Origin of the sequence: Herbaspirillum seropedicae (assembly GCF_001040945.1) — a bacterium.
GTDB lineage: Bacteria > Pseudomonadota > Gammaproteobacteria > Burkholderiales > Burkholderiaceae_D > Herbaspirillum > Herbaspirillum seropedicae.
On sequence record NZ_CP011930.1, the window covers coordinates 2,842,630 to 2,867,662 of the forward strand.

17 protein-coding genes are annotated in these 25,033 nt (G+C 65.5%); 6 read left to right on the forward strand and 11 right to left on the reverse strand.

Annotation, left to right across the window (positions count from 1 at the left end):
- Window positions 1-20: 20 nt before the first annotated feature.
- The 7 genes from treY to ACP92_RS12490 form a co-directional block, all read right to left on the reverse strand.
- A complete protein-coding gene (treY, locus tag ACP92_RS12460; protein WP_013234477.1) occupies window positions 21-2,984 on the reverse strand; it encodes a malto-oligosyltrehalose synthase in 2,964 nt (987 codons plus the stop codon).
- Window positions 2,984-5,239 (reverse strand): 4-alpha-glucanotransferase, encoded by a 2,256-nt coding sequence (malQ, locus tag ACP92_RS12465; protein ID WP_013234478.1) that lies wholly within the window; start codon window positions 5,237-5,239, stop codon window positions 2,984-2,986. Before malQ ends, treY begins: the two co-directional genes overlap by 1 nt.
- Window positions 5,236-7,086 carry a malto-oligosyltrehalose trehalohydrolase gene (treZ, locus tag ACP92_RS12470; RefSeq protein ID WP_013234479.1) on the reverse strand — a complete coding sequence of 617 codons (1,851 nt, stop codon included), beginning with the start codon at window positions 7,084-7,086 and terminating at the stop codon, window positions 5,236-5,238. Before treZ ends, malQ begins: the two co-directional genes overlap by 4 nt.
- Entirely contained in the window at window positions 7,083-9,344 is a 2,262-nt protein-coding gene (gene glgX / locus ACP92_RS12475; protein WP_013234480.1) for a glycogen debranching protein GlgX, read from the reverse strand. The genes treZ and glgX overlap by 4 nt, the downstream gene beginning before the upstream one ends.
- Window position 9,345: 1 nt before the next feature.
- Window positions 9,346-11,760 (reverse strand): 1,4-alpha-glucan branching protein GlgB, encoded by a 2,415-nt coding sequence (gene glgB, locus ACP92_RS12480; protein WP_013234481.1) that lies wholly within the window; start codon window positions 11,758-11,760, stop codon window positions 9,346-9,348.
- A gap of 158 nt (window positions 11,761-11,918) precedes the next feature.
- Window positions 11,919-13,508 (reverse strand): glycogen synthase GlgA, encoded by a 1,590-nt coding sequence (gene glgA, locus ACP92_RS12485; protein ID WP_013234482.1) that lies wholly within the window; start codon window positions 13,506-13,508, stop codon window positions 11,919-11,921.
- A gap of 564 nt (window positions 13,509-14,072) precedes the next feature.
- A complete protein-coding gene (locus ACP92_RS12490; protein WP_013234483.1) occupies window positions 14,073-14,300 on the reverse strand; it encodes a dodecin in 228 nt (75 codons plus the stop codon).
- Window positions 14,301-14,702: 402 nt separating this feature from the next.
- Between ACP92_RS12490 and ACP92_RS12495 the strand changes: the two genes are divergently transcribed.
- The gene (locus ACP92_RS12495) at window positions 14,703-14,885 is read left to right on the forward strand and encodes a hypothetical protein (RefSeq protein ID WP_041311894.1); all 183 of its coding nucleotides are present in this window, start codon (window positions 14,703-14,705) and stop codon (window positions 14,883-14,885) included.
- A gap of 128 nt (window positions 14,886-15,013) precedes the next feature.
- On the opposite strand, the gene norR is transcribed toward ACP92_RS12495, so the two are convergent.
- Complete coding sequence (norR, locus tag ACP92_RS12500) at window positions 15,014-16,594, reverse strand: nitric oxide reductase transcriptional regulator NorR (RefSeq protein WP_013234485.1); 1,581 nt, start codon at window positions 16,592-16,594, stop codon at window positions 15,014-15,016.
- A gap of 166 nt (window positions 16,595-16,760) precedes the next feature.
- On the opposite strand from norR, the gene hmpA reads away from it, so the two are divergent.
- The 3 genes from hmpA (at window position 16,761) to ACP92_RS12515 (ending at window position 18,944) form a co-directional block, all read left to right on the forward strand.
- Complete coding sequence (gene hmpA, locus ACP92_RS12505; RefSeq protein WP_013234486.1) at window positions 16,761-17,954, forward strand: NO-inducible flavohemoprotein; 1,194 nt, start codon at window positions 16,761-16,763, stop codon at window positions 17,952-17,954.
- 46 nt (window positions 17,955-18,000) lie between these two features.
- Window positions 18,001-18,411: a hemerythrin domain-containing protein gene (locus ACP92_RS12510; protein ID WP_013234487.1), complete on the forward strand. Its 411-nt coding sequence runs from the start codon at window positions 18,001-18,003 to the stop codon at window positions 18,409-18,411.
- Between the two features lie 176 nt (window positions 18,412-18,587).
- Window positions 18,588-18,944 (forward strand): hypothetical protein, encoded by a 357-nt coding sequence (locus tag ACP92_RS12515; protein WP_013234488.1) that lies wholly within the window; start codon window positions 18,588-18,590, stop codon window positions 18,942-18,944.
- Here ACP92_RS12515 and ACP92_RS12520 read toward each other — a convergent pair whose 3' ends face one another.
- Complete coding sequence (locus ACP92_RS12520; RefSeq protein ID WP_013234489.1) at window positions 18,945-19,937, reverse strand: 2-hydroxyacid dehydrogenase; 993 nt, start codon at window positions 19,935-19,937, stop codon at window positions 18,945-18,947.
- 338 nt (window positions 19,938-20,275) lie between these two features.
- On the opposite strand from ACP92_RS12520, the gene tcuC reads away from it, so the two are divergent.
- Window positions 20,276-21,562: an MFS transporter gene (tcuC, locus tag ACP92_RS12525; RefSeq protein ID WP_013234490.1), complete on the forward strand. Its 1,287-nt coding sequence runs from the start codon at window positions 20,276-20,278 to the stop codon at window positions 21,560-21,562.
- A 100-nt stretch (window positions 21,563-21,662) separates the two neighbouring features.
- Here the strand turns inward: tcuC and ACP92_RS12530 are convergent, their stop codons facing one another.
- Both ACP92_RS12530 and ACP92_RS12535 read right to left on the reverse strand, forming a co-directional pair.
- Entirely contained in the window at window positions 21,663-22,064 is a 402-nt protein-coding gene (locus tag ACP92_RS12530; protein ID WP_013234491.1) for a type II toxin-antitoxin system MqsA family antitoxin, read from the reverse strand.
- Between the two features lie 3 nt (window positions 22,065-22,067).
- Window positions 22,068-22,370, reverse strand: a complete 303-nt coding sequence (locus ACP92_RS12535; RefSeq protein WP_013234492.1) for a type II toxin-antitoxin system MqsR family toxin — start codon at window positions 22,368-22,370, stop codon at window positions 22,068-22,070.
- A 338-nt stretch (window positions 22,371-22,708) separates the two neighbouring features.
- On the opposite strand from ACP92_RS12535, the gene ACP92_RS12540 reads away from it, so the two are divergent.
- The gene (locus ACP92_RS12540) at window positions 22,709-24,937 is read left to right on the forward strand and encodes an NADP-dependent isocitrate dehydrogenase (RefSeq protein WP_013234493.1); all 2,229 of its coding nucleotides are present in this window, start codon (window positions 22,709-22,711) and stop codon (window positions 24,935-24,937) included.
- The last annotated feature ends 96 nt before the right edge of the window (window positions 24,938-25,033 follow it).

Genomic DNA, 25,033 nt, shown 5'->3' on the forward strand with positions numbered 1-25,033 from the left:
CGTGATACGCAAGCTCCCGCTCAACTGAGCCGCAACTCCAGCAACTCCACCGGCAAGCTACCCAATATCTCGCTCACGGTCATGCTGCCGCCTCGCTCGCCGTCGGGCATGGCGCATTCTTCCAGCGGCCCGGCGCCGCTGGTCAAGACGCTGCGCCATTGCCGCAGCCCCTCTCCCTGCGCATGCGAGAGCTGCGCCGGCAGGACGATGCGGGTGTCGCCCCAGACTTCGGCGGAGACCAGCGGCAGCGCTTCGTCACGCGCGCCGTCAAAGGCCAGCAGATGCGCTGCCAGGCGGGTACAGACCACCACGGTGGCCTGCCAGCCCTGCCCTTGCGCACCGTCCGGCGCCGGCAACAGCCGCGCAAAGGCGATCACGTGTCGCGCCAGCTTGCCGTGCGTGGACAAGGGCAGGTATTGGCCTTGCGCATACAGCTGCGCATGCGCGCGCCGGTGCTGCAAGACCGCATGGATCAGTTGCTGCTTGGCGCCGCCGCTCTGCCACTGGCGCAGCGACACCGGGCGGCTCATGGCGTCGGCCAGGCGGCGCTGGCGCATGTCGAAATCCACCGGACGACGGTTATCGGGATCGACCATGCTCAGGTCCCATAGCTCGCTGCCCTGGTAGAAGTCGGGCACGCCCGGCACGGTCAGCTTGAGCATGGTCTGCGACAGGCTGTTGATGGCGCCCAGCGGGGCCAGGCGGCGCACGAATTCTTCCAGCCCGGTAAGGAAGGGATGATGGCGCGCATCCAGGCCAGGATCGCACAGCAAGGCCCGGGTGAAGCGTTCGCAGGCGGCTTCGTAGGATGCTTGCGGGGCGATCCAGTCGCTGCGACGCTTGGCTTCGCGCAGGGCCTTGCGCTGCCAGGCGATCACGCGCGCCGCCAGTTCTTCCAGTGCGCTGAGGTCATCGTCGCCGGCGCGCATGCCGTCGGGCCACACGCCCACCAGGCTCTGGTAGAGCATGTACTCATCGGCGGCGTCGATGCCGCCTTCTGCACCTGCGGTGGCGGCCACGATGGGCGCGTTCAGCGTGCGCCAGTGGCGCACCACGGTGGCCCATTCCTCGGGGATTTCCGAGAGCGCGGCCAGGCGCATGCGGGCATCTTCGCCACGCTTGTGATCATGGGTGCCGGTGGCCAGCAGACTGGCCGGCGTCTGGGCTGCGCGGCGCGCCGCCAGCTGGTGGAAATGGGCGATCGATAGCGCCAGTTGCGCCGGCTCGGCACCGACCTCGTTGCGCGAGAGCAGGCGTCCATAGCGGTAGAAGGCGGTGTCTTCCATCGACTTGGCCGTCAGCGGCGGCGTCAGTTGCTGGAAGCGCGCGATGGCGCGCAGTTGCAGGGCGCGGCGCGGTTCCTGGCCAACGGGCAGCATGAGATCGCCGCCCAGCCAGCCCTCCACCACATGCAGGGTGGGATGATCCGACGGATGCAGCCTGGCCGCGGCGAGCTGGGCGGTGCGCGCCAGCAGTTCGCGTTCCAGCGCGGGCATGCCCTCTTCGGTGGCATAGGTGCGGTACACCGGAAAATGCACCAGCAGTTCAGCCACGCAGCGCCGCACCGACATCAGCGAGAGGTCGCGGGTGGTGACGGCGCTGCGGGCGAGCTGGTGCAGGCAGTGCGTGAGGACATTGAATTCGGCGGCAAAATTGCGTGTCAGGAAACTGCGCCGCGCCTGCTGCACCATGGACGGGAAATGACACAACTCGGCCGGACCATGCACTTGCATGCAATCCTGGCTGGAGCTGGAGCCGAGCTCGGCCACGATATCGCGCCACAGGTCGTCCAGCACCGGTTCGCCATCGCCGTCGTGCAATACGGCGGCGCACTGTTCCATGAAGTCGTAGCCGGTGCTGCCGTCGAGCTGCCAGGCGGCAGGCAGCGCTTCGTCGCCGGCCAGGATCTTCTCGGCCACGATATAGGGTTCATGACCGGGGCGCAGGCTGCGCAAGCGCTGGCGCAGGCGCAGGCAGTAAGCCGCCGGATCGGTGAGGCCGTCGATATGATCCAGGCGCAGGCCGTCGATGAGGCCCTCGGCATAGAGGCGGAAGAGTTCGGCGTGCATGGCTTCGAAGACGTCTTCCCGTTCCACCCGCATGCCCACCAGTTCACTGACTTCGAAGAAACGCCGCCAGTTGATTTCATCGGCGGCATTGCGCCAGCAGGCCAGCCGGTAGTGCTGGCGCTCCAGCAACTGATGCAAGGCGCTGCGGCCATGCGGCTGGGCGGCGCTGAAGCCGGCCAGCGCCGCATCGATATCGGCCAGGGCCTCGGGGTCGCGGGCCAGGTCGCGCAAGAGCCCGTAGGCGGCGCTGCAGGTCTGCGGCATCGCTTTGCGGAAGGCGGCGATCACCTCCGCCAGCCGCTGGCTGCCGGCGGTCTCCAGCACCAGGGCGTGATCTGGTGCTGCCAGGGGGAAGCGGTGTTCGTAGTGCTCCACATACAGTTCGCCAGACTCGGCGTCCAGGCACAGCACCAGTTCGCCCGCCTCCAGCGCCTCGGCATAGGGCTGGCCCAGGAAAGGCAGCAAGACCTTGCCCTTCAAGGCGGGATCGGCGCTGTCCCAGTCGATGTCGAACCAGAGCGCGTGCGGACTCTCCCGGCCCCAGCGCAGCACGTCCTGCCACCAGGGATTGTGGCGGCCCACCGCCATGTGATTGGGCACGATATCGACCAGCAAGCCCATGCCCGCCGCACGCAGGCGCTGCACCAGCTGGCGCAGGCCGGACTCGCCGCCCAGTTCCGGATTGATGCGGCTGGCGTCGGCCACGTCGTAGCCGTGCGTGGAGCCTGGCCGGGCGGTCAGGATGGGCGAGACATACAGGTGGCTCACCCCCAGGCGCTGGTAGTAGTCCACTACCTCGGCGGCCTGCGCGAAATTGAAATCGCGATGCAACTGCAAGCGCGCCGTGGCGCGGATCAGCGGGGCGGCGTGGGAGACAGGGGGAGCAGCGAGCTCGGAGTCGGGCTGGTGAGGCATCAGGTTTCCTTGGGGGTGTAGCCGCGCACGCGGCGCAGCCGCTCCAGCCGCGCCCGGGCGGCGTAGGAGGCAAACAGTTGCGGGGTGTCGTCGGGCAGGCGACGACGCCAGTTGGGATGGGGGTCCGTCAGGCCTGGCAGGTTGGGCTGCTGCACCAGGCCCAGGATGTCTTCCACCGGCACCACTGCCAGCGGCGCGGGCGTGGCGGCGACGAATTCCAGCGCGGCGTCAACGGCGATGGCGCATTCTTCGGGCACCGGCGGCAAGGCCTGCTGGGCCAGGTCTTCCGCCTCTGCAGCGCTGATCTGCGGGACCGGCCCACTGGCCCAGCCCTGCTCCACCAAGGCCTGCCAAAGCTGGTCACGCTCTTTTGCGCGCTGGGCTTCGGCGGCGGCGCGGCCCTCTTCGAGCTGACCCAGGCGATGCCGCCAGGCGATGTCAGCGCCGGTCCACCAGCCGGCCACGGTGGGCAGGTCATGCGTGGTGGTCACGCCGATGGCCTGGGCGGACCACTCCGCAGGCGGGAGGAAGCCCTCTTTGTCGCGCTGGAACCAGAGCACGCGGATGCCGGCCACGCCCGATTCGGCCAGGTCCCGGTCGAAGCCTGGCGGCACCGTCCCCAGGTCTTCACCGATGACCACGGCGCGGTGGCGCCAGGACTCCAGCGCGATCAGGCGCAACATGTCCTGCTGCGGATAAGCGACGTAAGCACCTGCCTGCGCGCCCAGCCCCTGCGGCACCAGCCATAGGCGGTTCAGGCCCAGCACGTGATCGATGCGCACGCCGCCGCCCTGGGCCATGCAGGCCCGCAGCATGGCCAGATAGGCCTGGTAGCCGGTGCGCCGCAGCGCCAACGGCGAAAACGCGCCCAGACCCCAGTTCTGGCCCAGCGGCGCCAGCCGGTCAGGCGGCGCGCCCACGGTCAGCCCGGCGGCGATCTCGCCCTGGTGGCTCCAGGCCTGGCTGCCGCCATTGTCCGCGCCCACAGCCAGGTCGGCGATGAGGCCGATGGGCATGCCGCTGGCGCGCGCGCATTGCTGGGCATGCGCCAGCTGGCGCGTGGCCTGCCACTGTAGGAACAGGTGGAATTCGATCTCGCCGGCATGGTCGGCGGCGAAGTTGCTCATCGCCGGGGTATCGGGATGCTGGGCCGCCGCGCCCCACTGCCGCCAGTCGCAATAGCCGGGCGCGCCCTGCTGGCACAGCCAGTTGCTGTAGGCCTCGTAGAGCGCATGCGCGCGCAAGGCCGGGCCGCCCTGGGACTGGAAGGCGGCAAAGGCGGCGCTCTGGGCGGGGTCGGCGCCGTGCTCGGTGCGAAACAGCGCATACAGGCGGCGCAACAGCGTCAGGCGGTGCGCACCGGCGCGCGCCCAGTCCACCAGCGGCGCGCCCTGCAGGCGTTCGTGCGCGGCGATCATTTCGGAGCCGCCTTCGGCCAGCACTTGCGCCTGAGCCGCCTCGCCCAGGATGGCGGCGGGGTCGATCAGCAAGGGGTTGAGAAACAGGCGGCTGGATGGCGAATACGGGCTGCTGCGGCCAGGATCGGCGGTGAACATGGCGTGCACGGGCGACATGGCCAGCGCGGCCGCGCCGTATTCGCTGGCCAGCGGCGCCAGCGCTGCGAGCGCACCGAAGTGGCCGATGCCGCCATCGCCATAGACCTTGCGGGCCGGCTTGAGGCTGTCGCTGCGCAGGCCATAGACCTGCGCGGCCAGCGCCCAGCCGCGTGCATCCGCTTGCTCGCCCAGCGCATCGGCAATGGTGTAGCAGCGCGCCGGTGCGATGGCCAGGGTGAGGATGTGACCCGCCACCAGCAGGCGGTGATAGCCCGGCACGGCAATGGGCGGCAAGGTCGGCGGTGCGTTCAGGTCAGAAGAGATCAGCAGCATCAGCCTGGCGCCGTTCTCCAGCTCCAGCCGGCAGGACTGCCCGTGCAGATGCGAATGCGCGGGCAAGCACACCGGCTGGTGCTGTACCCCGGTCAGCAGCGGCGGCAGGTAGCCCACCGCCTGTTCCTGGTCCAGCTGGGCCAGGCTGTCGCGGCAATCGCCGGGCGTCGCGCACGGCAGGCCCAGGGCCTCCAGGATGGCGCGCAAGGCGTCATTGTCGACCACTTGCGGCTGGTCGTAGGCATCGGTCCAGTGCGTGGCGATGCCGGCGCGGCGGGCCAGGCGGGCGAGATCGTCCTCGTCCGCTGCGAGCCTGGCGGCTTTAGGCGCGGGCACCGGCTTCACTTGCAGGGTCGCGCTACTCATGCAGACCTCCCGTCGCCCGTCGCGGGTTCGCGCAAGGCCAGGATGGCATGGCCGGGGAAGCGCCCTTCCGCCACGGCCTCGAGCGCGCCGCCACTGTCGAAGAGGACGTCGGCGCCGGCGCTTTGGGCCAGTTGGTCCAGCGATTCTTGCACGGCCTGTTCGGCCAGGTTGACGGTGATGTTGAGCACGCTGCCGTTGGACAGCCGCCAGCGCGCATGCACGGCCTTGGGGCCGATGGCGCGCGCTTCCAGCGCCCGCGCACCGCGCAGGTAGGGGGCGATGTGCAGCTTGCGGATGTGCAGCAGCTCGGCCACGCGGCGCAGACAGGCCGCCGAGCCCGGCGCGGGGCCGGGTTCGGGGATGGATGAGACGAAGGTGGCGAAGCTGTTGGGATCGGGAATCTGCTCCAGCAAGGCCGGATCGGCGAACTGCGGGAAGCGGGCGAACTCGCGTCGCCGCCCTTCCCGGACCGCCTTGACCAGCGCCTCGTCACGATGGCTGGTGAAGTACAGGAAGGGTTGCACGGCGCAGAATTCCTCGCCCATGAACAGCATCGGGATCTGCGGCGCCAAGAGCACCAGCGCCTGCGCCGCATGCAGGGCCAGCGGATGGGCCAGTACGGTCAGGCGCTCGCCGAAGGCGCGGTTGCCGATCTGGTCGTGGTTCTGCAGGAAGTTGACAAAGGCGGTGGGCGGCAAGTCGGCGCTGGGCTCGCCGCGCGGCTCCCCCGAATACGGCGAGACCTCGCCCTGGTAGACGAAACCCTGCTGCAGGCAGCGCGCCAGCTTGGCCGCAGGCTCCTCGGCGTAGGCGGCGTAGTAGCCGCTGTCTTCACCGGTGAGCAGCACATGCAGGACGTGGTGGGCATCGTCATTCCACTGGGCGTCATAGACATGGCTGCTGCGGCCATCATCAGGAGGATGGCCGTGGCCCAGCAGGTGGGCGGCATTGCCATCATGTTCCAGCACCAGATGGACGTGGCGCTGTCCGCCGATTTCCGTGCGGATGCGCTGGCCCAGCCTTTCCAGCCAGGCCGGCTCGCAGATGGCGTGCACGGCGTCCAGGCGCAGGCCGTCGAAGCGATATTCCTGCAACCAGTACAGCGCATTCTGGGTGAAGAAGTCATCCACTTCCGGGCGGCGGAAATCGATGGTCGCGCCCCAGAGCGTCTGCATGTCCTGGCGGAAGAATTCGGGCGCGTAAGCGTGGAGGTAATTGCCATCCGGGCCGAAGTGGTTGTAGACCACATCGAGGAAGACCATCATGCCCAGCCCATGGGCGGTATCGATCAGGGCCTTCAATTGCTCGGGCGTGCCATAGCTGGCGTCGGGCGCAAAGGGCAGCACGCCGTCATAGCCCCAGTTGTGCGCGCCGGGGAATTCGGCCACCGGCATGAGCTCGATGGCCGTGATGCCCAGTTCGGCCAGCTCGGCCAGGCGTTGCCGGATGCCGGCGAAGCCGCCCATGGCGCCGGGATGGAGTTCGTAGAGCACCGTCTCTTCCCAGGGCCGGCCGCGCCACTGCGGGTATTGCCAGACGTAGGCCTGCGCATCGACCACCAGGCTGGGATCGAAGACATCGCCAGCCTGCCCGCGCGAGGCGGGGTCGGGGGCGACGAGCTCGCCCTGGCTGATGGTGTCGAACACATAGCGATAGGTGGCGCCAGGATCACAGGCGGTCTCCAGCGCGAACCAGCCTTGTGGCTCGGCGTCCATGGGCAGGCGGCCACGTCCGGTGATGTCGACGGCGACGCTGCGCGCGCCAGGCGCCCAGACGCGAAAGCGTACACGGCCAGGTTCGGTCACCTGCGCGCCAAAGGGCAGGTTCCAGGAAAAGCGGGCGCTCATGGGCGTTCTCCCCATTCGTTACGGGCAATCCATTCGTTGGCGGCCAGCGGATAGATGGCCGAGGCCAGGTGCAGGGGCCGGTTGGCAAAGACCTGCAGGCTGTGGGCCGGCACCTGGACGGTGGCGCTGCCGGGCAGGACCAGGCGCACGTCCTCGCCGGTCGGAATGCCGGTGTCCTGGGCGGTATCGAGCAGCAGGTGGTAGTCCCCCTCGGTGCGGGGGAAATGGAAGTCGATGGCTTCATGGCCGGCGTTGACGAAGATCATCAGCACATCGGGCGTGGCCTCGGCCGCTTCGGCCGGACTGTCGCTCTGGCCGGCGTCGTGCAGGCGGGAACTGAGCTGCTTGTGCGATTCCTGGGGCTTGCCGGCCAGTTGCAGGGTGATGGCGCGCGCCACCGGGTTGTTCCAGTCTTCGCTGGAGACCGGGCGCGCCGCTTCGTCGAACCAGGCCACATCCGGCAGCCCATCGGCCACCATCTGGCTGCCGTGCAGGAAGTAGCTGGCGCGCAGCACCTCGAAGTCGCGCCGGATGGCCGTGACCCGGCCCACGAAGGCGCTCAGGGCCGCGCCTTCTGGGGAGCGGGCCTGATCCCAGTTGACCCAGGAAATCTCGTTGTCCTGGCAATAGGCATTGTTGTTGCCGCCCTGGCTGCGGTGGAACTCGTCGCCGGCCAGCAGCATCGGCGTGCCCTGCGCCAGCAATGTCGAGGCCAGCATGGCGCGCTGCACGCAGGCGCGCTTGGCGAGGATGGCGGCATCGTCGGTGTCGCCCTCTGCGCCCCAGTTGTAGCTGGCATTGTCATTGTGGCCGTCGTTGTTGTTCTCGCCGTTGGCTTCGTTGTGCTTGCCGTTGTAGCTGACCAGGTCGCGCAGTGTAAAGCCATCGTGGGAGGCGATGAAGTTGATGCTGGCCCAGGGTTTGCGGCGGTGATGCTCGAACAGTTCGGCCGAGCCCATCATGCGTTGGGCGAAGGCGCCGCGCATGGCTTCGTCACCCTTCCAGAACTTGCGCATGTCGTCGCGGAACTTGTCATTCCATTCGCCAAAGCGGGCCGGATGATTGCCCAGCTGATAGCCGCCGGGGCCGATGTCCCAGGGTTCGGAGATGAGTTTCAGGCGCGACAGCACCGGGTCTTGCAGCAGCGCATCGAAGAAGCCCGAGCCCGGATCGAAACCATGCGGCTCGCGCCCCAGCGTCGAGCCCAGGTCGAAGCGGAAGCCATCGATATGGAAGGATTGCGCCCAGTAGCGCAGCGAATCCAGCACCATCTGCAGCACGCGCGGATGCGACAGGTTCAGGGTGTTGCCGCAGCCGGTGTCGTTGATGTGGTAACGCTCCTGGCCGGGCAGCAGGCGGAAGTAGCTGGCGTTGTCCAGGCCCCGGAAGGATAGCGTGGGGCCCAGCTCGCTGCCGCAGCTGGTGTGGTTGTAGACCACGTCCAGGATGACTTCGATGCCGGCGCTGTGCAGGCGGCGTACGGCCATGCGCAGCTCGTTGGGGTCGCCCATGGAGAGATAGCCCGGTTCCGGGGCGAAATAGGACAGCGTGCTGTAGCCCCAGTAGTTGTGCAGGCCGCGCTCGACCAGGAAGCTGTCCTGCAGGAAGGCATGCACCGGCATGAGTTCCAGCGTGGTCACGCCCAGGCGCAGCAGGTGGTCGATGAAAGCGGGATCGGCCAGGGCGGCAAAAGTGCCGCGTTCGTGCGGCAGCAGGTCTTCGCGCAGGCGCGAGATGCCCTTGACGTGGGCCTCGTAGATCACGGTCTTGTTCCACGGCACCTGCGGCAGGCGGTCATGTTCCCAGACGAAGGCGTCTTCGGTGACCATGGCCTTGGGCATGGCCGCGGCGCTGTCGCGGCGGTCGAAGGACAGGTCTGCACGCGGCGAATGCAGACGGTATCCATACAAGGCGTCGGTCCAGCGTACCTGCCCCACCAGGCGCTTGGCGTAGGGATCGAGCAAGAGCTTGTTGGGGTTGAAGCGATGGCCCTTGTTGGGCTCGTACGGCCCGTGGGCGCGGAAGCCATAGACCAGCCCCGGCGCAGCGCCGGGCAGGTAGCCATGCCACACCTCGTCGGTACATTCCGGCAAGGCGATGCGCTTGAGCTCGCGCTTGCCGGAGGGATCGAACAGGCACAGATCCATGCGGGTGGCATGGGCCGAGAACACGGCGAAATTGACGCCCAGGCCATCGGAGCTGGCGCCCAGTGGATAGGGCAAGCCTGGCATCAGGCGATCGGGAAAGGCAACACTCATCTCAGGACTCTCTGCGCAGGATCAGGGTGGACAGGGGCGGCAAGGTCAGCTCGATGGAGGCGGCATGGCCGTGCCAGGCCAGCTCCTGCACCTGGACTGCGCCCAGGTTGCCGTTGTTGCTGCCGCCATAGAGGCCGGCGTCGGTATTGAGGACTTCGCGCCAGACGCCGTGGTGTCCCGGTGCGATGGAGGGCACGCCGATGCGGTAGTTCACGCGCGGCACCGGGGTGAGATTGACCACCACCAGCACCGGCGGTCCTTCATCGGCATAGCGGAAATAGGCCAGCACGCTGTTGACGCTGTCATCGCCCACCGCCCAGGCGAAGCCATCGGCGCGGCAATCGCGCTGGTGCAGCGCGGGTTCGCTGCAGTACAGGCGGTTCAGGTCGCCGACCAGCTGGCGCAGCTGGCGGTGTTCGGCCGGATGGCCAGCGTGCTCGTCCAGCAGATGCCAGTAAGGCGACTTGTCGTGGTCGAACTCGTCGGGCTGGCCGAATTCACTGCCCATGAACAAGAGCTTCTTGCCGGGATGGGTCCACATGAAACCGAAATAGGCGCGCACATTGGCAAAGCGCCGCCATTGGTCGCCCGGCATCTTGTTGAGCAGCGCCCGCTTGCCGTGGACCACCTCATCGTGCGATATCGGCAAGATGAAGTTTTCGGAGAATCCATACAAGAGACCGAAGGTCATGTCGTGATGGTGGTAACGACGGAACAGCGGGTCATGCTGCATGTAGCGCAGGGTGTCGTTCATCCAGCCCATGTTCCATTTGTAGCTGAAGCCCAGGCCGTGATGATCGCCCTCCTCCTTGACCGGCGCTGTCACGCCGGGCCAGGAAGTGGATTCCTCGGCAATCATGAGCGCGCCGGGGCAACGCTGCGCCACCACGGTGTTGAGTTCGCGCAGGAAGGCCACGGCTTCCAGGTTCTCGCGTCCGCCATGGATATTGGGGACCCACTCGCCTTCCTTGCGGCTGTAGTCGCGGTAGAGCATGGAGGCCACGGCGTCCACGCGCAATCCATCGACGTGGAAATGCTCCAGCCATTCCAGGGCGCTGGCGATGAGGAAGCCGCGCACCTCATTGCGGCCGAGGTTGAAGATGAGCGTGTTCCAGTCCTGGTGGAATCCTTCGCGCGGATCGGCATGCTCGTAGAGGGCGGTGCCGTCGAACTGCGCCAGGCCGTGCTGGTCGCTGGGGAAATGCGCCGGCACCCAGTCCAGCAGCACGCCGATGCCCGCCTGGTGGCAGCGATCGACGAAGGCGGCAAAGCGCTCGGGCTTGCCGAAGCGGGCGCTGGGGGCAAACATGCTGATGGGCTGGTAGCCCCAGGAACCGCCGAAGGGATGCTCCATCACCGGCATCAGTTCGATATGGGTGAAGCCCATGCCGACCACATAGGGGATCAGCTGGTCGGCCAGTTCATCCCAGTTCAGGTTGCGATGGTCCTGCTCGGGCACGCGCCGCCAGGAGGCGGGATGGACTTCATAGATGGACATGGGCGCCGACAGCGACTGGCGCTGGGCGCGCTCGGCCATCCATTGCTGGTCTTGCCAGACGTAGGGACGGGCATCGGCCACGACCGACGCGGTGGCGGGCGGCGGCTCGGTGGCGCGCGCCACCGGATCGGCCTTGAGCGGCAGCAGCACACCGCCACGGCCGCGGATCTCGTACTTGTAGACGTCGCCGGGACCGATGCGCGGAATGAACAATTCCCACACGCCCGGTTCGTGACGCAAGCGCATCACATGGCGGCGGCCATCCCACTGGTTGAAGTCACCCACCACCGAGACCCGCTCGGCATTGGGCGCCCAGACCGCAAAGCGGGTGCCGGGGACGCCGTCGATCTCCATCGGACGCGCGCCCAGGCAATCGGCCAGCTGGCGGTGTCGGCCTTCCTGCAGCAGATGCAGGTCGAGCTCACCCAGCAACAGACCGAAGGCATAGGGATCTTCGGTGGACTGCACACTGCGGCTGCCATCGGGGATGCGCCAGTCCACTTCCAACACATAGGGGACTTCGTGGCGGCGCTGTTCGAGGCCGGGCACGAGACCGCTGAAGAAGCCGCTGGGCTGGCCATCGACCGGGTACTGCTGCAGTTCGGCCAGCAGCACGCCGCTGTGGCGACAGCGCACGCGGACCGCCTCGGCGCCAGGATGGAAGCAGCGCACGGCAGCGCCATCGCCCTTGGCGCTGGCATAGCGCGGGCCCAGCAGATCGAATGGCTGGGTCAGCCGGCCAGCGAGCAAGGCTTCCAGCATGCCCTGCTCTTCGAAGGAGAGGGACAATGCGGTGGTTTCGAGGGGGTGAATGGAGTCCGCCGAGGAGGCAGACGAGGGGGGCGCAAAGCTGGCGTCGGAGGAAGCCTCCGGGGATTCCACGGAAGCCCTATACGCCATGACAGACATGCCGGACATGCACACTCCTGTTGTTGTTATCACTGTTGATCAAAGCATCGAGAATCACGCACCGGCGCAGCACGTGAGCATGCACCGGGCAATAGCTGCCCCGCTGCACCGATGGCGGCGCAGCAGGGCTCATTACGAGAAGCGCCCGTAGTGTCGGGCGCATGGGATCAGGCGGCGGCCACGGCGGCAGGAACCCCCACCACGCTGGCCAGCGCCGCGGCAATGGCCGCTGCCGGTCGCACCATGCGTTCATGCTGCACGGCGGGACGTTCGACGGGCTGCGGACGCGGAGCAAACAAGGGCCGCACGGCCATGTCGGCCACATGGGCATAGGCGTCGATATAGGCGCGTGTCGGACCGGCCCAGTCGCAGTCGATGCTCATGGCATTGCGTTGCATGGATTGCCAGCGCTCGTTGTCTGCATACAAGGCGAAGGCGCGATCGACAGCGGCCTCCATGTCGCTGGCGCGGTCGCCGTCGAAGAGCACGCCGGTGGCGCGTTCGGCATCCAGATCAGCGTCGCAAACCGTATCGACCAGGCCGCCCACGCGCGAGCCAATGGGGATGGCGCCGTAACGCATCGCATACAAGGGCGTGAGACCGAAGGGCTCGAAGCGGGTCGGATGCAGCAGCATGTCGCTGCCGGCGTGCAGCGCATGGGCGCGGCGTTCGTCGTAACCGATGTGCACGGCGATGCGGCCGGCGTAGCGCTGCGCCAGCGCCAGCAAGGACTTTTCGTAGTCGTGGTCGCCGCAGCCCAGCACCACCATCTGCATGCGGGGATGGCGCTCCATGATGCCCGGCAGCGCTTCGATGACCACATCGGCCATCTTCTGGTGCGACAGGCGGCTGCCCATGCCCATGACGGGCGCGAAGGGATCGACCGGCAGGCCGAACAGCTTTTGCAGGTCGCGCTTGCAGGCGGCCTTGCCCTTCATGTTGCCGACGCTGAAGTTGCGCGCGATCAGGGGATCATCGGCGGGATTCCACAGCTCGGCGTCGATGGCGTTGGGAATGGCGCGCAGGTCCAGCTTGCGGAAGGACAGGATGCCGTCCATGCCGCAACCGAAACGTGGGGTCATGATCTCGTGGGCATAGTTGCGGCTCACGGTGGAGACGCAGTCGGAGAAGCGGATGCCGGCCTTCAGGAAGGACAGCTTGCCCCAGTATTCGACGCCGTCGCCGGTCAGCAGGTGCTGGGGAATGCCGATCTGTTCGGCCGACTCCAGCGCGAAGTTGCCCTGGAAGGCCAGGTTGTGGATGGTCAGCATGGTGCCGATATGGTCCAGCCCGCGCAGCTTCAACAGGCAGGGAATGAGGCCGGCATGCCAGTCGTTGGCATGCACCACATGCGGCGCCGACAAGCTGGTCTCGCCCGCGCAGATGGCCACGGCGGCGTGCGAGAGGTCGGCAAAGCAGACGGCGTTGTCGCTGAACTCGACGCCATCGGTATCGAGGTAGGGATTGGCGCCGCGCTGGCGGAAGCGCGCCGTATCCAGCAGCAGGGCCGGCACATCGGTGCCGGGGATGATGCCGCGCAACAGGCGACCGGCGCCGCCGGGCAGGCCGTGCTTCAGGCCGATCTGCTCGGTATGGCCGAGGTTGCGGACTGCCTCCGGATAGGCAGGCAGAAGAATGCTGGCATCGATGCCGGCTTTGCGCAGCGATACCGCCAGCGCCGTGATCACGTCGGCCAGGCCACCGGTCTTGACGAGCGGTACGGCCTCCGAGCTGACTAACAGAACTCGAGCTTGCAAGATGGACCCCTAATGTGTGAAAGCACCTGAGATGGAAAGCACCCTTGGCTCGTCGCATCGACTTGTGTCTTCGCCAGCCGTCACGACTTGACCCGTGTGGCCGGTGCGAAGACGTGTCCTTCTTGTTCTGTTTGACTGGACGGTCTTGTCTTTTGAGCGCCGATGATTGACGTTATACGGATCAGAATGCACAGCCACTATCGGACAGCGGCCTGAGATGGCGTAGGATGAATCCTACTGTTGCACTGCGGCGAAAGGCAGCGCGAATACGTCCCTGCAAAAGCGGGGACACAGGCGGGACAGGTGACGGAGACAACGGAAAAGAAAGCCAGGATGAAGCCAGCAGGATGAGGCCGGCGTGCTGCAGCGCATGACGCGCCACCCGGCCCCTCTCAGCCCTGCGTGTGCAGGCGCTTCGCTTCGATAGACGGTACTGTAGCCACCTTCAGGTACAGACGCCAATTGAACCTTGCTAAGTGCTGAGCAGCGGCCTCATTGACCGCCGCTATCCCTCGGCAGTAGCGTGCGGCCTCGGGTGACGGGCATGAAGGTTCGGGCTTGGGATCAGGCTTCGACCCGGAAGCCGATTTTCAGTCCGACCTGGAAATGGCCGATGCTGCCATTCTCCACATGTCCCCGGCACTGGGTCACTTCGAACCAGTCCACGTGCTTGACGGTCTTGACCACATCGGCCAAGGCGTTGCGGATGGCGTCGTCGCTGCTGTTGGGCGAGCTGCCGACGACTTCGATGATCTTGTAGGTGTTGGAATTGTCGAGCTTGCGTTCATTCATGCTGGACTCCTTGCTGTGGGATGGAAGGTGAACGAGGAAGGGGACGGGGAAGGAAACGAAAACCCGCCTTCACGGTACTGCGCTTCAGCGTATGGAGATCCATCCATGCCGGGTATCGGTGGGCGCCCCCATTGGAGGTAGGAAAAGCAGCGACCGGCTCTACCCTGCAACGCAGCATGCAGACCGGAAAGCTTGCCACAACGCAATGCCGCTGATCGCCGACGTCGCCGGCATTCCTACAGAAACATCAGCCAGGCGCCACCTGTTGCAGTGCAACCTGAACGATTACAATCACTGCACATGGCGGGTCTGTCGCACCGCCCGCGTCGCCAGCTGCAACTGGCTCAGGCCTGCAGCATTCCCGGGCGGCGCGCACGGCATTTTCATCGCTTGGAGATCATCATGTCGCAACTCAACCAGGGCCAACTCGCCCAGAATGACCAGCTCAACCCGGCGCAAGCCGCCGCCAGCGTCACCGAAGACCTGCAACACGTCAACGACGACGCCGCTGCGGCCCGTCACCTCACCGCCATCCGCATCCGCGGCCAGCTGGCCGAGGTGGACGGCGAGCTGCAACAGGGCTGACCGGCATCAGTTCAGTCTTGGCCAGGGTCGCGGCCTGTTCACGCAGGCCCTGATCCTGGCTCCTTTCTTCCTTCCCTCCTTCTTCCTTCTATTTCCCCCCCTGCCCTCGCTCGGCACCGTATCGACCCTCAGCGCAATCCCAGCCGCTTGGCCAGACGGTTCAGGTTGGCCCGGTCTACCCCCAGTTCGCGTGCGGTGGCGGCCAGATTGCCGCCATGGCGCTGCAGGGCTGCACTGACCAGTTGCCGTTCATAGCGCTCCAGCGCGTCGCGCAGGGAGCCGCTCGCCTGCGCTGGCGTTGACTCGGCGGGCAGGCTGGGCTCGGCCGCAGCGACCGTCGCCAGAGACGGCGCAGGCAACTCCAGCGCCGCCGCATCGAGCGTCAGGATGGTGGGGCGGGTGCGGTGTGTCGCCAGGGAACGCAAGGCGCTGCGGCCGATCAGGTGCTCCAGTTCGCGGATGTTGCCGGGCCAGGCATAGTCCAGCAAGGCGCGCTGCGCGTCGGCCGACAAGCGCAGGCTGGACAGGCCCAGCCGCGCCCGGTTCTGTTCCAGGAAATAGCCCGCCAGCAGCAAGACGTCGCGTCCCCGCTCGCGTAGCGGCGGCACGCGGATGGGAAATACCGACAGCCGATGATAGAAGTCGGCCCGGAAATGGCCACGCTTGACCTCGTCGGCCAGATCGCGGTTGGTGGCTGCGATGAGCCGCACATCGACCCTGTGCTCGCGGTCCGAACCGACCCGCTGCAACTGTCCGCTCTGCAGCACCCGCAGCAGCTTGGCCTGCACCGCCAGCGGCAACTCGCCGACTTCATCGAGAAACAGGGTGCCGCCATCGGCCATCTCGAACTTGCCACGGCGGTCGGCGACCGCGCCGGAAAACGCCCCGCGGACATGTCCGAACAGCTCGCTCTCGACCAAGGTATCGGGCAAGGCCGCGCAGTTCAGGCTGATCATGGGCTTGTGGGCGCGCGGCGAGGCCGCATGCAGGGCATGCGCCACCAGCTCCTTGCCGGTACCGGTCTCGCCGGCCACCAGCACGGTCATGTCGCTGGGGGCGGCCATGCCGATTTCCTGCATCAGTTGGCGATGCGCCGGGCTCTGCCCGATCAGTTCGCGCTGGCCCTGGCTCTGTTCCAGCCCCAGCCGGTAGGCCTCGGCGCGCTGCTGGGCCTGCTGCCCCGCCTGCGCCAGATCGCTGATGCGTTCGGCGACATTGACGGTGGCCGCCGCCAAGGCGGCAAAGGCTTGCAGCGAGTCCATGTCCACCCTGTCGAAACGCCCCCGCCCCAGGGCGTCCAGCGTCATCAAGCCCCAGGCGCGCCCATTGACGGTCAGCGCGCATCCCATGCAGTCGTGCACCTCCAGCTCGCCCGAATGCTGGTCGTTGAGGCCATCGACCAGCCCGTCGTAGGGATCGGGCAGCGGCGAATCGGCGGCGAAGCGCGTCGGTGCGGCATTGCCCAGCAAGATGCCGAAGCGCGGGTGCTCGGTGATCCGAAAACGTCGTCCCAGCGTATCGCTGGAGAGTCCATCGATGGCCAGTGGCACCAGCACGTCACCCTCCAGCCGCAACAGCGCCGCCGCATCGCAGGGAAAGAGCGTCCGCAGGGTCTGCAGCAGGCGTCGATAGCGCTCCCGGTCATCGATTTCGCGCGAAAGATCGGCCACCAGCGGCACCAGGGCGTCCAGCAATGTTCTTGAGGTCATATTGACTACATTCCATCTGAATGCGGTCATTATGACATGTGTCATGAATACTCGGCCGATATCCAAGTCGTTGATTCTTAAAGATTCCCTGGCTGGCATGCGTCTTGTAATGAAGACGACAGACCGGACTACCGGATTCTCCACCAGTTGCCAAGAAAGGCCCGCCATGCTCACCGACGCCCAACTCGCCATCGTCAAGTCCACCGTTCCCCTGCTCGAATCAGGCGGCGAGGCGCTGACCACCCATTTCTACAAGATGCTCATGCGCGACTATCCGCAGGTGCGCCCCCTGTTCAACCGCGCCCACCAGGCCAGCGGTGACCAGCCGCGTGCGCTGGCCAATGGCGTGCTGATGTATGCGCGCCATATCGACCGCCTGGAAGAACTGGGCCCGCTGGCCGCGCAGATCATCAACAAGCACGTTGCGGTGCAAGTGCTGCCGGAACACTACCCCATGGTCGGCGATTGCCTCTTGCGCGCCATCCGTGAAGTGCTGGGCGCCGAGATCGCCACCGATGCGGTCATCGACGCCTGGGCCGCCGCCTATGGCCAGCTGGCCGACATCCTCATCGGCGCCGAACGCCAGCAATACGAGGCCAAGGCCCAGGCCCCCGGCGGCTGGAGCGGCGCCCGCAACTTCATCGTCAGCCGCAAGGTGGCCGAGAGTGAAGAGATCACCTCTTTCCATTTCGTGCCGCAGGACGGCGGTGAACTGCTGGACTTCGCGCCGGGCCAGTACATCGGCCTGCGTATGGTGGTCGATGGCGAGGAACAACGTCGCCAGTATTCGCTCTCGGCGCTGCTGCGCCAGGCCGGCCAGCCGCCGCAATACCGCATCAGCGTCAAGCGCGAACCGGGCGGCAAGGTCTCGCGCCAGTTGCATGACCAAATCCATGTCGGCTCGGTGGTCGAACTGTTCCCGCCGGCCGGCGAGTTCACCCTGATGGCCAGCGACAAGCCGCTGGCGCTCATCAGCGGCGGCGTCGGCATCACGCCGATGATGTCCATGCTGGCCGCCGCCCTGCCCTCGGGCCGTCCCATCCACTTCATCCACGCGGCGCGCCATGGCGGCGTACACGCCTTCCGCCGCCAGCTGGAAGAACTGGCGGCGCGCCATCCGCAGCTGCAGCTGCGCTTCTGCTACGAGCAGCCGCGCCAAGGCGACGCTGCGCCGCATGCCACCGGGCTGATCGAGCGCTCGCTGCTGCAGCAATGGCTGCCCGGGAATCCGGATCTGGACGCCTACTTCGTCGGCCCCAAGTCCTTCATGAAGGCCATCAAGCGCCAATTGGCCGAACTGGGCGTACCGGCCGCACAGAGCCGCTACGAATTCTTCGGCCCGGCAGCGTCGCTGGACTGAGGCGCTGCAAGACCTGAAACACCAGACCCACAAGAAAGGACCAGCCATGATGAACCTGGACAAGTATCGCCGCGAACATGCCGACATCATCAGCCACGTACAGCAGCTCAAGCGCCTGAGCGCGCAAGGCATCGCCCTCCAGGCGGTCGCCATCGCGCGCGAAGTGATCGCCATGAGCTCGTTGATCAAGCTGCACCTGTCGGTGGAAGACCGCTATCTCTATCCGGCCCTGCAGAAAGCCGATCCGGCGCTGGCCGCCAAGGCCCTGCAGTACCAGCAAGAGATGGCCGACATCTCGGCGCAGTACGGCCAGTTTTCACGCCAGTGGAACGATGCCCAGCGCATCGCCGAACAACCGGAACATTTCCGCGCCGACGCCAACCGGGTCCTGAAGACCTTGTTCGAGCGCATCGGACGCGAGAACCGGGAGTTCTACCCGATGGTGGAAGCAGCCTGACTCTGAGCCTGCATGGCGGCGCCGAGTGCGGTGCCATGCAGCAAGTTGTTCCGGACAATCTGCGCGTTTTGAACGAAGACCTGCGCCGGATCAGGCAATCATTGATCTTCGACAACTTTCGGCGGCGCAGCAAATGGTAGGCTGTGCACTCCCCCTCCTCCCGCCGAAAGACGACCATGACCGAGAAACTGAGCGCCCAGCGCCACACCCCCGATGAGTTGAGCCAGGAACTGGAAGCACTGGACATGGAAATCGTGCGCCACGCCGTGATCTGCCAGGTGCGGCTGTTTGATCCGGGCATCCTCAACCAGGTCATGGACAACAACGAACAAGTCTGCGGCGAGCCGCATCCGACGGCTTTCCAGAGCCTGCGCGGCCTGCTCTACCTGCACTTCGACATGCACCGGCAACTGGCCGAGACCTATGGCCCGGCCGATGCCGAGGTGATCATCGAGCGGGTGCATGCGCACCTGAAGCCGCGCATCGGCGAACAATTGCATTCGCTCTTCGAGCGCCGCGCCGGCGGCGCCTGATCAGGCCACCAGGCGCTCGCCCAGATCGTCACCGGCGGCGAAGGCGCTCAGGTTCTCGATGGTGGTCTGCATGATCTGGCCGATGGCTTCTTCGGTGAAGAAGGCCTGGTGGCCGGTGACGATGACATTGGGGAAGGACACCAGGCGCTGGATGACGTCATCGGTGATGATGGTCGAAGACAGGTCCTGGAAGAACAGGCTGGCCTCCTGCTCATAGACATCGATGGCCAGGCCGCGCAGGCGTCCACTCTTGAGGGCCGCGATGGCGGCTTCGGTATCTACCAGGCCGCCCCGGCTGGTGTTGACCAGGATGCAGCCCGGCTTGGCCAGCGCCAGCGACTGGGCGTTGACCAGATAGCGCGTGGCCTCGGTGAGCGGGCAATGCAGCGAGATCACGTCGCTGGCCGCAAACAGTTCGGTGCGCTCCACGTAGCGCCCGCCCAGGGCGTCGAAATCGGGATTGCGATGGACGTCGCTGCCCAGGATCTGGCAACCGAAACCGGCCATGATGCGGGCGAACAGGACACCGATCTTGCCGGTCCCGATCACCCCCACGGTCTTGCCATGCAGGTCCACGCCCATCAAGCCATCCAGCTCGAAATTGCCCTCCCGGGTCCGCATACTGGCGCGGGCGATCTTGCGGTTGACCGCCTGCAGCAGGCCGACGGCAAATTCGGCCACCGAATAGGGGGAGTAATCCGCCACCCGCGCCACCGTCAGGCCCAGCGCCCGGGCGGCGGCCACATCGATGTGGTTGAAGCCGGTGGAACGGGTGGTGACAAAGCGCACGCCCAGTTCTGCCAACTTCTCCAGGACGACGCCGCCCAGATCGTCATTGACGAAGGCCGCGACCGCCTGGCAGCCGGCGGCCAGCTGGGCGGTGCCGGCCTCCAGGCGGTCCTGGAGGAACACCAGTTCATGCCCATGGGCGGCATTGGCGCGGGCGAGCAAGGTCTGGTCGTAGCGGCGGGCGCTGAATACGGCGGTCTTCATGCAATCATTCTCCTGGTTCGCGGCATGGGATCGAGATGATCCATGCGGCATTGCAACAGATCGGGCCGGCGATGGCATTGACGCAACGCAGGGATGGGACAAACAGGCCGCTGGATGACTGTCCGGAGTCCGAAGCTTTCATCCAGCTATCGAAAAAACCGATATTTGCATCACTCCCCCGGCCAAGCCGTCCATCTGCCCCGATTCGGGACTAGAATCGGCGGCGCAATAGCTTTCCCATTAAAAAGATCCTGACAAAACCTGCCCCGATGGCAGGACGAGACAGGCGCAAGACCGGAATCAACACGGTCCGCCCAACACATAATGAGGCACTTATCATGACTACATCCACAGCTTCGCAATCGAAGTTTTCCACCGTGCTGCGCGTCACCAGCGGCAACTTCATGGAAATGTTCGATTTCTTCCTGTTCGGTTTCTACGCAACCCATATCTCGAAGGCCTTCTTCCCCAGCGACAATGAATTCGCTTCGCTGATGCTGACCTTCATGACCTTCGGCGCAGGCTTCCTGATGCGTCCGCTGGGCGCCATCATCCTGGGCGCCTACGTGGACCGCGTGGGCCGTCGCCAGGGCCTGATCGTGACCCTGGCGCTGATGGCGCTGGGCACCATGCTCATCGCCTTTGTGCCCTCCTACGCCACCATCGGCGCGCTGGCTCCGTTGCTGGTGCTGATCGGCCGCCTGCTGCAGGGCTTCTCGGCCGGCGTGGAACTGGGCGGTGTGTCGGTCTACCTGGCCGAGATGGCTACGCCTGGCAACAAGGGCTTCTATGTGAGCTGGCAGTCGGCCAGCCAGCAAGTGGCCATCATCGTGGCAGCGGCCATCGGCTATCTGCTGTCGACCTCGCTGACGCCGGCTGAAGTCAGTGGCTGGGGCTGGCGCATTCCCTTCTTCATCGGCTGCCTGATCGTGCCGGTGCTGTTCGTGATCCGCCGTTCGCTGCAGGAAACCGAAGAGTTCATGCGCCGCAAGCATCGTCCCAGCACCGGCCAGATCTTCCGCTCCATGATCGAGAACTGGAAGCTGGTGATTGCCGGCATGATGCTGGTGTCGATGACCACCGTGTCGTTCTACCTGATCACGGTCTACACCCCGACCTTCGGCAAGAACGTCCTGAAGCTCTCCACCGAGGCCAGCCTGATCGTGACCCTGTGCGTGGGCCTGTCCAACTTCATCTGGCTACCCATCATGGGTGCGCTGTCGGACCGCGTGGGCCGTCGTCCGCTGCTGGTGACCTTCACCGTGCTGACCATCCTGACCGCCTACCCGGCCGTGAACTGGCTGGTGCATGACGCCAGCTTCGCCAAGATGCTGATCGTGGAACTGTGGCTGTCCTTCCTCTACGCCAGCTACAACGGCGCCATGGTGGTGGCGCTGACCGAAGTGATGCCGGCCGATGTGCGCACGGCGGGCTTCTCGCTGGCCTACAGCCTGGCCACGGCCGTCTTCGGCGGTTTCACCCCGGCCATTGCGACCGGCCTGATCGAGTACACCCATGACAAGGCGGCGCCAGGCATCTGGATGAGCACGGCCGCCGTGTGCGGCCTGATCGCCACGCTGATCCTGTACCGCAACAAGGCGGTGCGGCAGGCGGCGACGGCCTGATACGGTTGTTGTACTGGCGTTGCACTGGCTATTGAACGGGCCGCAGCTTGAGCTGCGGCCTTTTTTTATCCAATCACGCTGCCATGCGCATCCGGCAAGCTCAGGCGGCGCGGATTTCGTCCAGCAGGTCGGGATGCCGGTCCAGCAACCTGAACAGCTTGACCAGTGAGAGCGGCGGCTTGGTCTTGCCGTTCTCGTAACGGGAAAAGGCATTGACGCCGCCGCCGAAGAGCTCGCCTGCCTCGCGCTGGTCGAGATCGAGCTTGCGCCGGACCCGGGCTATGTAGGCGGGGTCCACGTAGGCCGCATTCACCTTGCGCTGGAATTGCCCGATCAGTTCGCTGTAGCGGTCGCCATGCTCCCGATCGAGCAGGACTTCGCCGCAGGCAGGACAGAAGTCCCCCTTCACCTGGGCAATGAGGGTGCTTTCGCCCTTGTAGGTATAGGGCAGGTCACGTGTTTCGTGGACCAGTTCGGCTGCGCCGCAGCAAGGACATTTCATTTTTCAAAGCTCCTTGAAGGAAACCACCAGCACGTCGTCGACCACGCTGAGCTTGAGATAAACCACCATGCCATTGTGCAGCCTGGCGTGGTAGACATCCTGCCAGACCCGATGGTCGGCGTGGGTCGTCATGCTTTTATGGAAGTCACGGGGCCTGAGCCCCAGGATCACCGCGCAGATGCCATCAAGGTCCCCGATGCCGCACGCCCTCGCGCCCTGGAAGGCGGTAGCGGTCGCCTTCACCTTCCCTGCTTCGATCAGTTTCCTGACCACGGGCAGCTTGCAGTGGGCGGTATGCTTCTCCATGACGATTCTAACCTGATAGGTGATTAAACCAAAAAGGTTAATGGAACCCAGGAAAAGGCCAAAGCGAGGCCCAGGCAATCAAGGGAAATACAAAAATTTCTTCAAGTCTTATATAAGAGTTGAAGCATTTCCTCCCGCTTAGGAGTAAACTACCGCTGTTTTTTGCCGCGGCCCCCTGGCAGCAGTACGCCAGCCATGCCGCCCCGGGAGACGAATTTCCACGCAGCAAGCCGACAAGGAGGTGGCGCGCGTCCTGGCCGACATGAGCCGGGGCCGCCCATCCGGCGCTGCGGGGATCGCACCAAAGCACATCAACACACCAACGCAAGGACATCATCGTGACTACTGGCAACCCGACCATCATCTATACGCTGACCGACGAGGCACCCTATCTGGCGACCCATTCGCTCTTGCCCATCGTCAAGAAGTTCACCGCCGCCGCTGGCATCGACGTCGTCGAAAGCGATATCTCGGTGGCTGCGCGTATCCTGGCTGAATTCCCGGAGTACCTCACCGATGAGCAGAAAGTCCCCGACAACCTGGCCGCACTGGGCGCACTGACCCAGAGCCCCGACGCCAACATCATCAAGCTGCCCAACATCAGCGCCTCGATCCTGCAGCTGCAAGCGGCCATCCGCGAACTGCAGTCGCGCGGCTACAAGCTGCCCGACTATCCGGAAAACCCCACCACCGAAGAAGAAAAGGCCCTGCAGAAGCGCTACGCCAAGGTCACCGGCAGCGCCGTGAACCCGGTCCTGCGTGAAGGCAACTCCGACCGTCGCGCGCCCAACGCCGTCAAGAACTACGCCCGCAAGCACCCGCACTCGATGGCCAAGTGGTCCATGGCCTCGCGCACCCACGTGGCCCACATGCACGGCGGCGACTTCTACGCCGGCGAAAAGAGCCTGACCCTGGACAAGGCCGTGGACGTCAAGATGGACCTGGTCACCAAGTCCGGTGAAACCATCGTCTTGAAGCCGAAGATCTCGCTGCAGGCCGGTGAAATCATCGACAGCATGTTCATGAGCAAGAAGGCCCTGTGCGCCTACTACGAAGAGCAGATGCAAGACGCCTTCGAGACCGACCTGCTGCTGTCGGTGCACGTCAAGGCCACCATGATGAAGGTCTCGCACCCCATCGTCTTCGGCCACGCCGTGCGCACCTACTACAAGGACACCTTCACCAAGCACGCCAAGCTGTTCGCCGAGATCGGCGTGAACCCCAACAACGGCATGTCCGGCGTCTACGAAAAGATCAACACCCTGCCCGACGCCAAGAAGGCCGAAGTGCTGGCCGACCTGAAGGCCGATGAAGCCAAGCGCCCGCGCCTGGCCATGGTGGACTCCGCCAAGGGCATCACCAACCTGCACGCCCCCAACGACGTGATCGTCGACGCCTCCATGCCGGCCATGATCCGCGCAGGCGGCAAGATGTGGAACGCCGCCGGCAAGACCGAAGACACCAAGGCCCTGCTGCCGGAATCGACCTTCGCCCGCATCTACCAGGAGATGATCAACTTCTGCAAGACCAACGGCGCCTTCGACCCGACCACCATGGGCACCGTGCCCAACGTCGGCCTGATGGCCCAGAAGGCCGAGGAATACGGTTCGCACGACAAGACCTTCGAAATCGCCCAAGCCGGTGTGGCGCGCATCGTCACCCTGGACGGCCAAGTGCTGCTGGAGCAGAACGTGGAAGAAGGCGACATCTGGCGCATGTGCCAGGTCAAGGACGCCGCCGTGCGTGACTGGGTCAAGCTGGCCGTGACCCGCGCCCGCCTGTCCGGCATGCCGGCCGTGTTCTGGCTGGACCCGTACCGTCCGCACGAAGCCGAACTGATCAAGAAGGTCAACACCTACCTGAAGGATCACGACCTGACCGGCGCCGACATCCAGATCATGTCGCAAGTGCGCGCCATGCGTTACACCCTGGAACGCGTCATCCGAGGCCTGGACACCATCTCGGTGACCGGCAACATCCTGCGCGACTACCTGACCGACCTGTTCCCCATCATGGAACTGGGCACCTCGGCCAAGATGCTGTCGATCGTCCCGCTGATGGCTGGTGGCGGCATGTTCGAAACCGGTGCTGGCGGTTCGGCGCCCAAGCACGTGCAACAGCTGGTCGGTGAAAACCACCTGCGCTGGGATTCGCTGGGCGAGTTCCTGGCCCTGGCCGTGTCCATCGAAGAGGTCGGCATCAAGACCGGCAACAGCAAGGCCAAGATCCTGGCCAAGACCCTGGACGCCGCCACCGGCAAGCTGCTGGACAACAACAAGTCGCCCTCGCCCAAGACCGGTGAGCTGGACAACCGCGGTAGCCACTTCTACCTGGCCCTGTACTGGGCGCAGGAACTGGCCGCGCAGAAGGACGACGCCGAGCTGGCCAAGCAGTTCGCCCCGCTGGCCAAGGCACTGGCCGAGAACGAGCAGAAGATCGTCGAAGAGCTGAACTCGGTGCAGGGCAAGCAGGTTGATATCGGCGGTTACTACCTGCCGGATCGCGAGAAGACCTTCGCCGTGATGCGTCCGAGCGCCACGCTGAACCAGGCGCTGGAAACGCTGTAAGGCGTTGATCGGTGCGGGAGGGTAAGTGATTCATCGATTGCCCTCCCGGCAGTAAAACGAAAAGGCCGCGAATGCAAGTCGCGGCCTTTTTGCTTT

Coding starts and splice junctions, on each gene's coding strand:
- treY (WP_013234477.1), bottom strand. CDS start 2,984: ATGCCTCACCAGCCCGACTCCGAGCTCGCTGCTCCCCCTGTCTCCCAC.
- malQ (WP_013234478.1), bottom strand. CDS start 5,239: ATGAGTAGCGCGACCCTGCAAGTGAAGCCGGTGCCCGCGCCTAAAGCC.
- treZ (WP_013234479.1), bottom strand. CDS start 7,086: ATGAGCGCCCGCTTTTCCTGGAACCTGCCCTTTGGCGCGCAGGTGACC.
- glgX (WP_013234480.1), bottom strand. CDS start 9,344: ATGAGTGTTGCCTTTCCCGATCGCCTGATGCCAGGCTTGCCCTATCCA.
- glgB (WP_013234481.1), bottom strand. CDS start 11,760: ATGTCCGGCATGTCTGTCATGGCGTATAGGGCTTCCGTGGAATCCCCG.
- ACP92_RS12490 (WP_013234483.1), bottom strand. CDS start 14,300: ATGAATGAACGCAAGCTCGACAATTCCAACACCTACAAGATCATCGAA.
- ACP92_RS12495 (WP_041311894.1), top strand. CDS start 14,703: ATGTCGCAACTCAACCAGGGCCAACTCGCCCAGAATGACCAGCTCAAC.
- norR (WP_013234485.1), bottom strand. CDS start 16,594: ATGACCTCAAGAACATTGCTGGACGCCCTGGTGCCGCTGGTGGCCGAT.
- hmpA (WP_013234486.1), top strand. CDS start 16,761: ATGCTCACCGACGCCCAACTCGCCATCGTCAAGTCCACCGTTCCCCTG.
- ACP92_RS12510 (WP_013234487.1), top strand. CDS start 18,001: ATGATGAACCTGGACAAGTATCGCCGCGAACATGCCGACATCATCAGC.
- ACP92_RS12515 (WP_013234488.1), top strand. CDS start 18,588: ATGACCGAGAAACTGAGCGCCCAGCGCCACACCCCCGATGAGTTGAGC.
- ACP92_RS12520 (WP_013234489.1), bottom strand. CDS start 19,937: ATGAAGACCGCCGTATTCAGCGCCCGCCGCTACGACCAGACCTTGCTC.
- tcuC (WP_013234490.1), top strand. CDS start 20,276: ATGACTACATCCACAGCTTCGCAATCGAAGTTTTCCACCGTGCTGCGC.
- ACP92_RS12530 (WP_013234491.1), bottom strand. CDS start 22,064: ATGAAATGTCCTTGCTGCGGCGCAGCCGAACTGGTCCACGAAACACGT.
- ACP92_RS12535 (WP_013234492.1), bottom strand. CDS start 22,370: ATGGAGAAGCATACCGCCCACTGCAAGCTGCCCGTGGTCAGGAAACTG.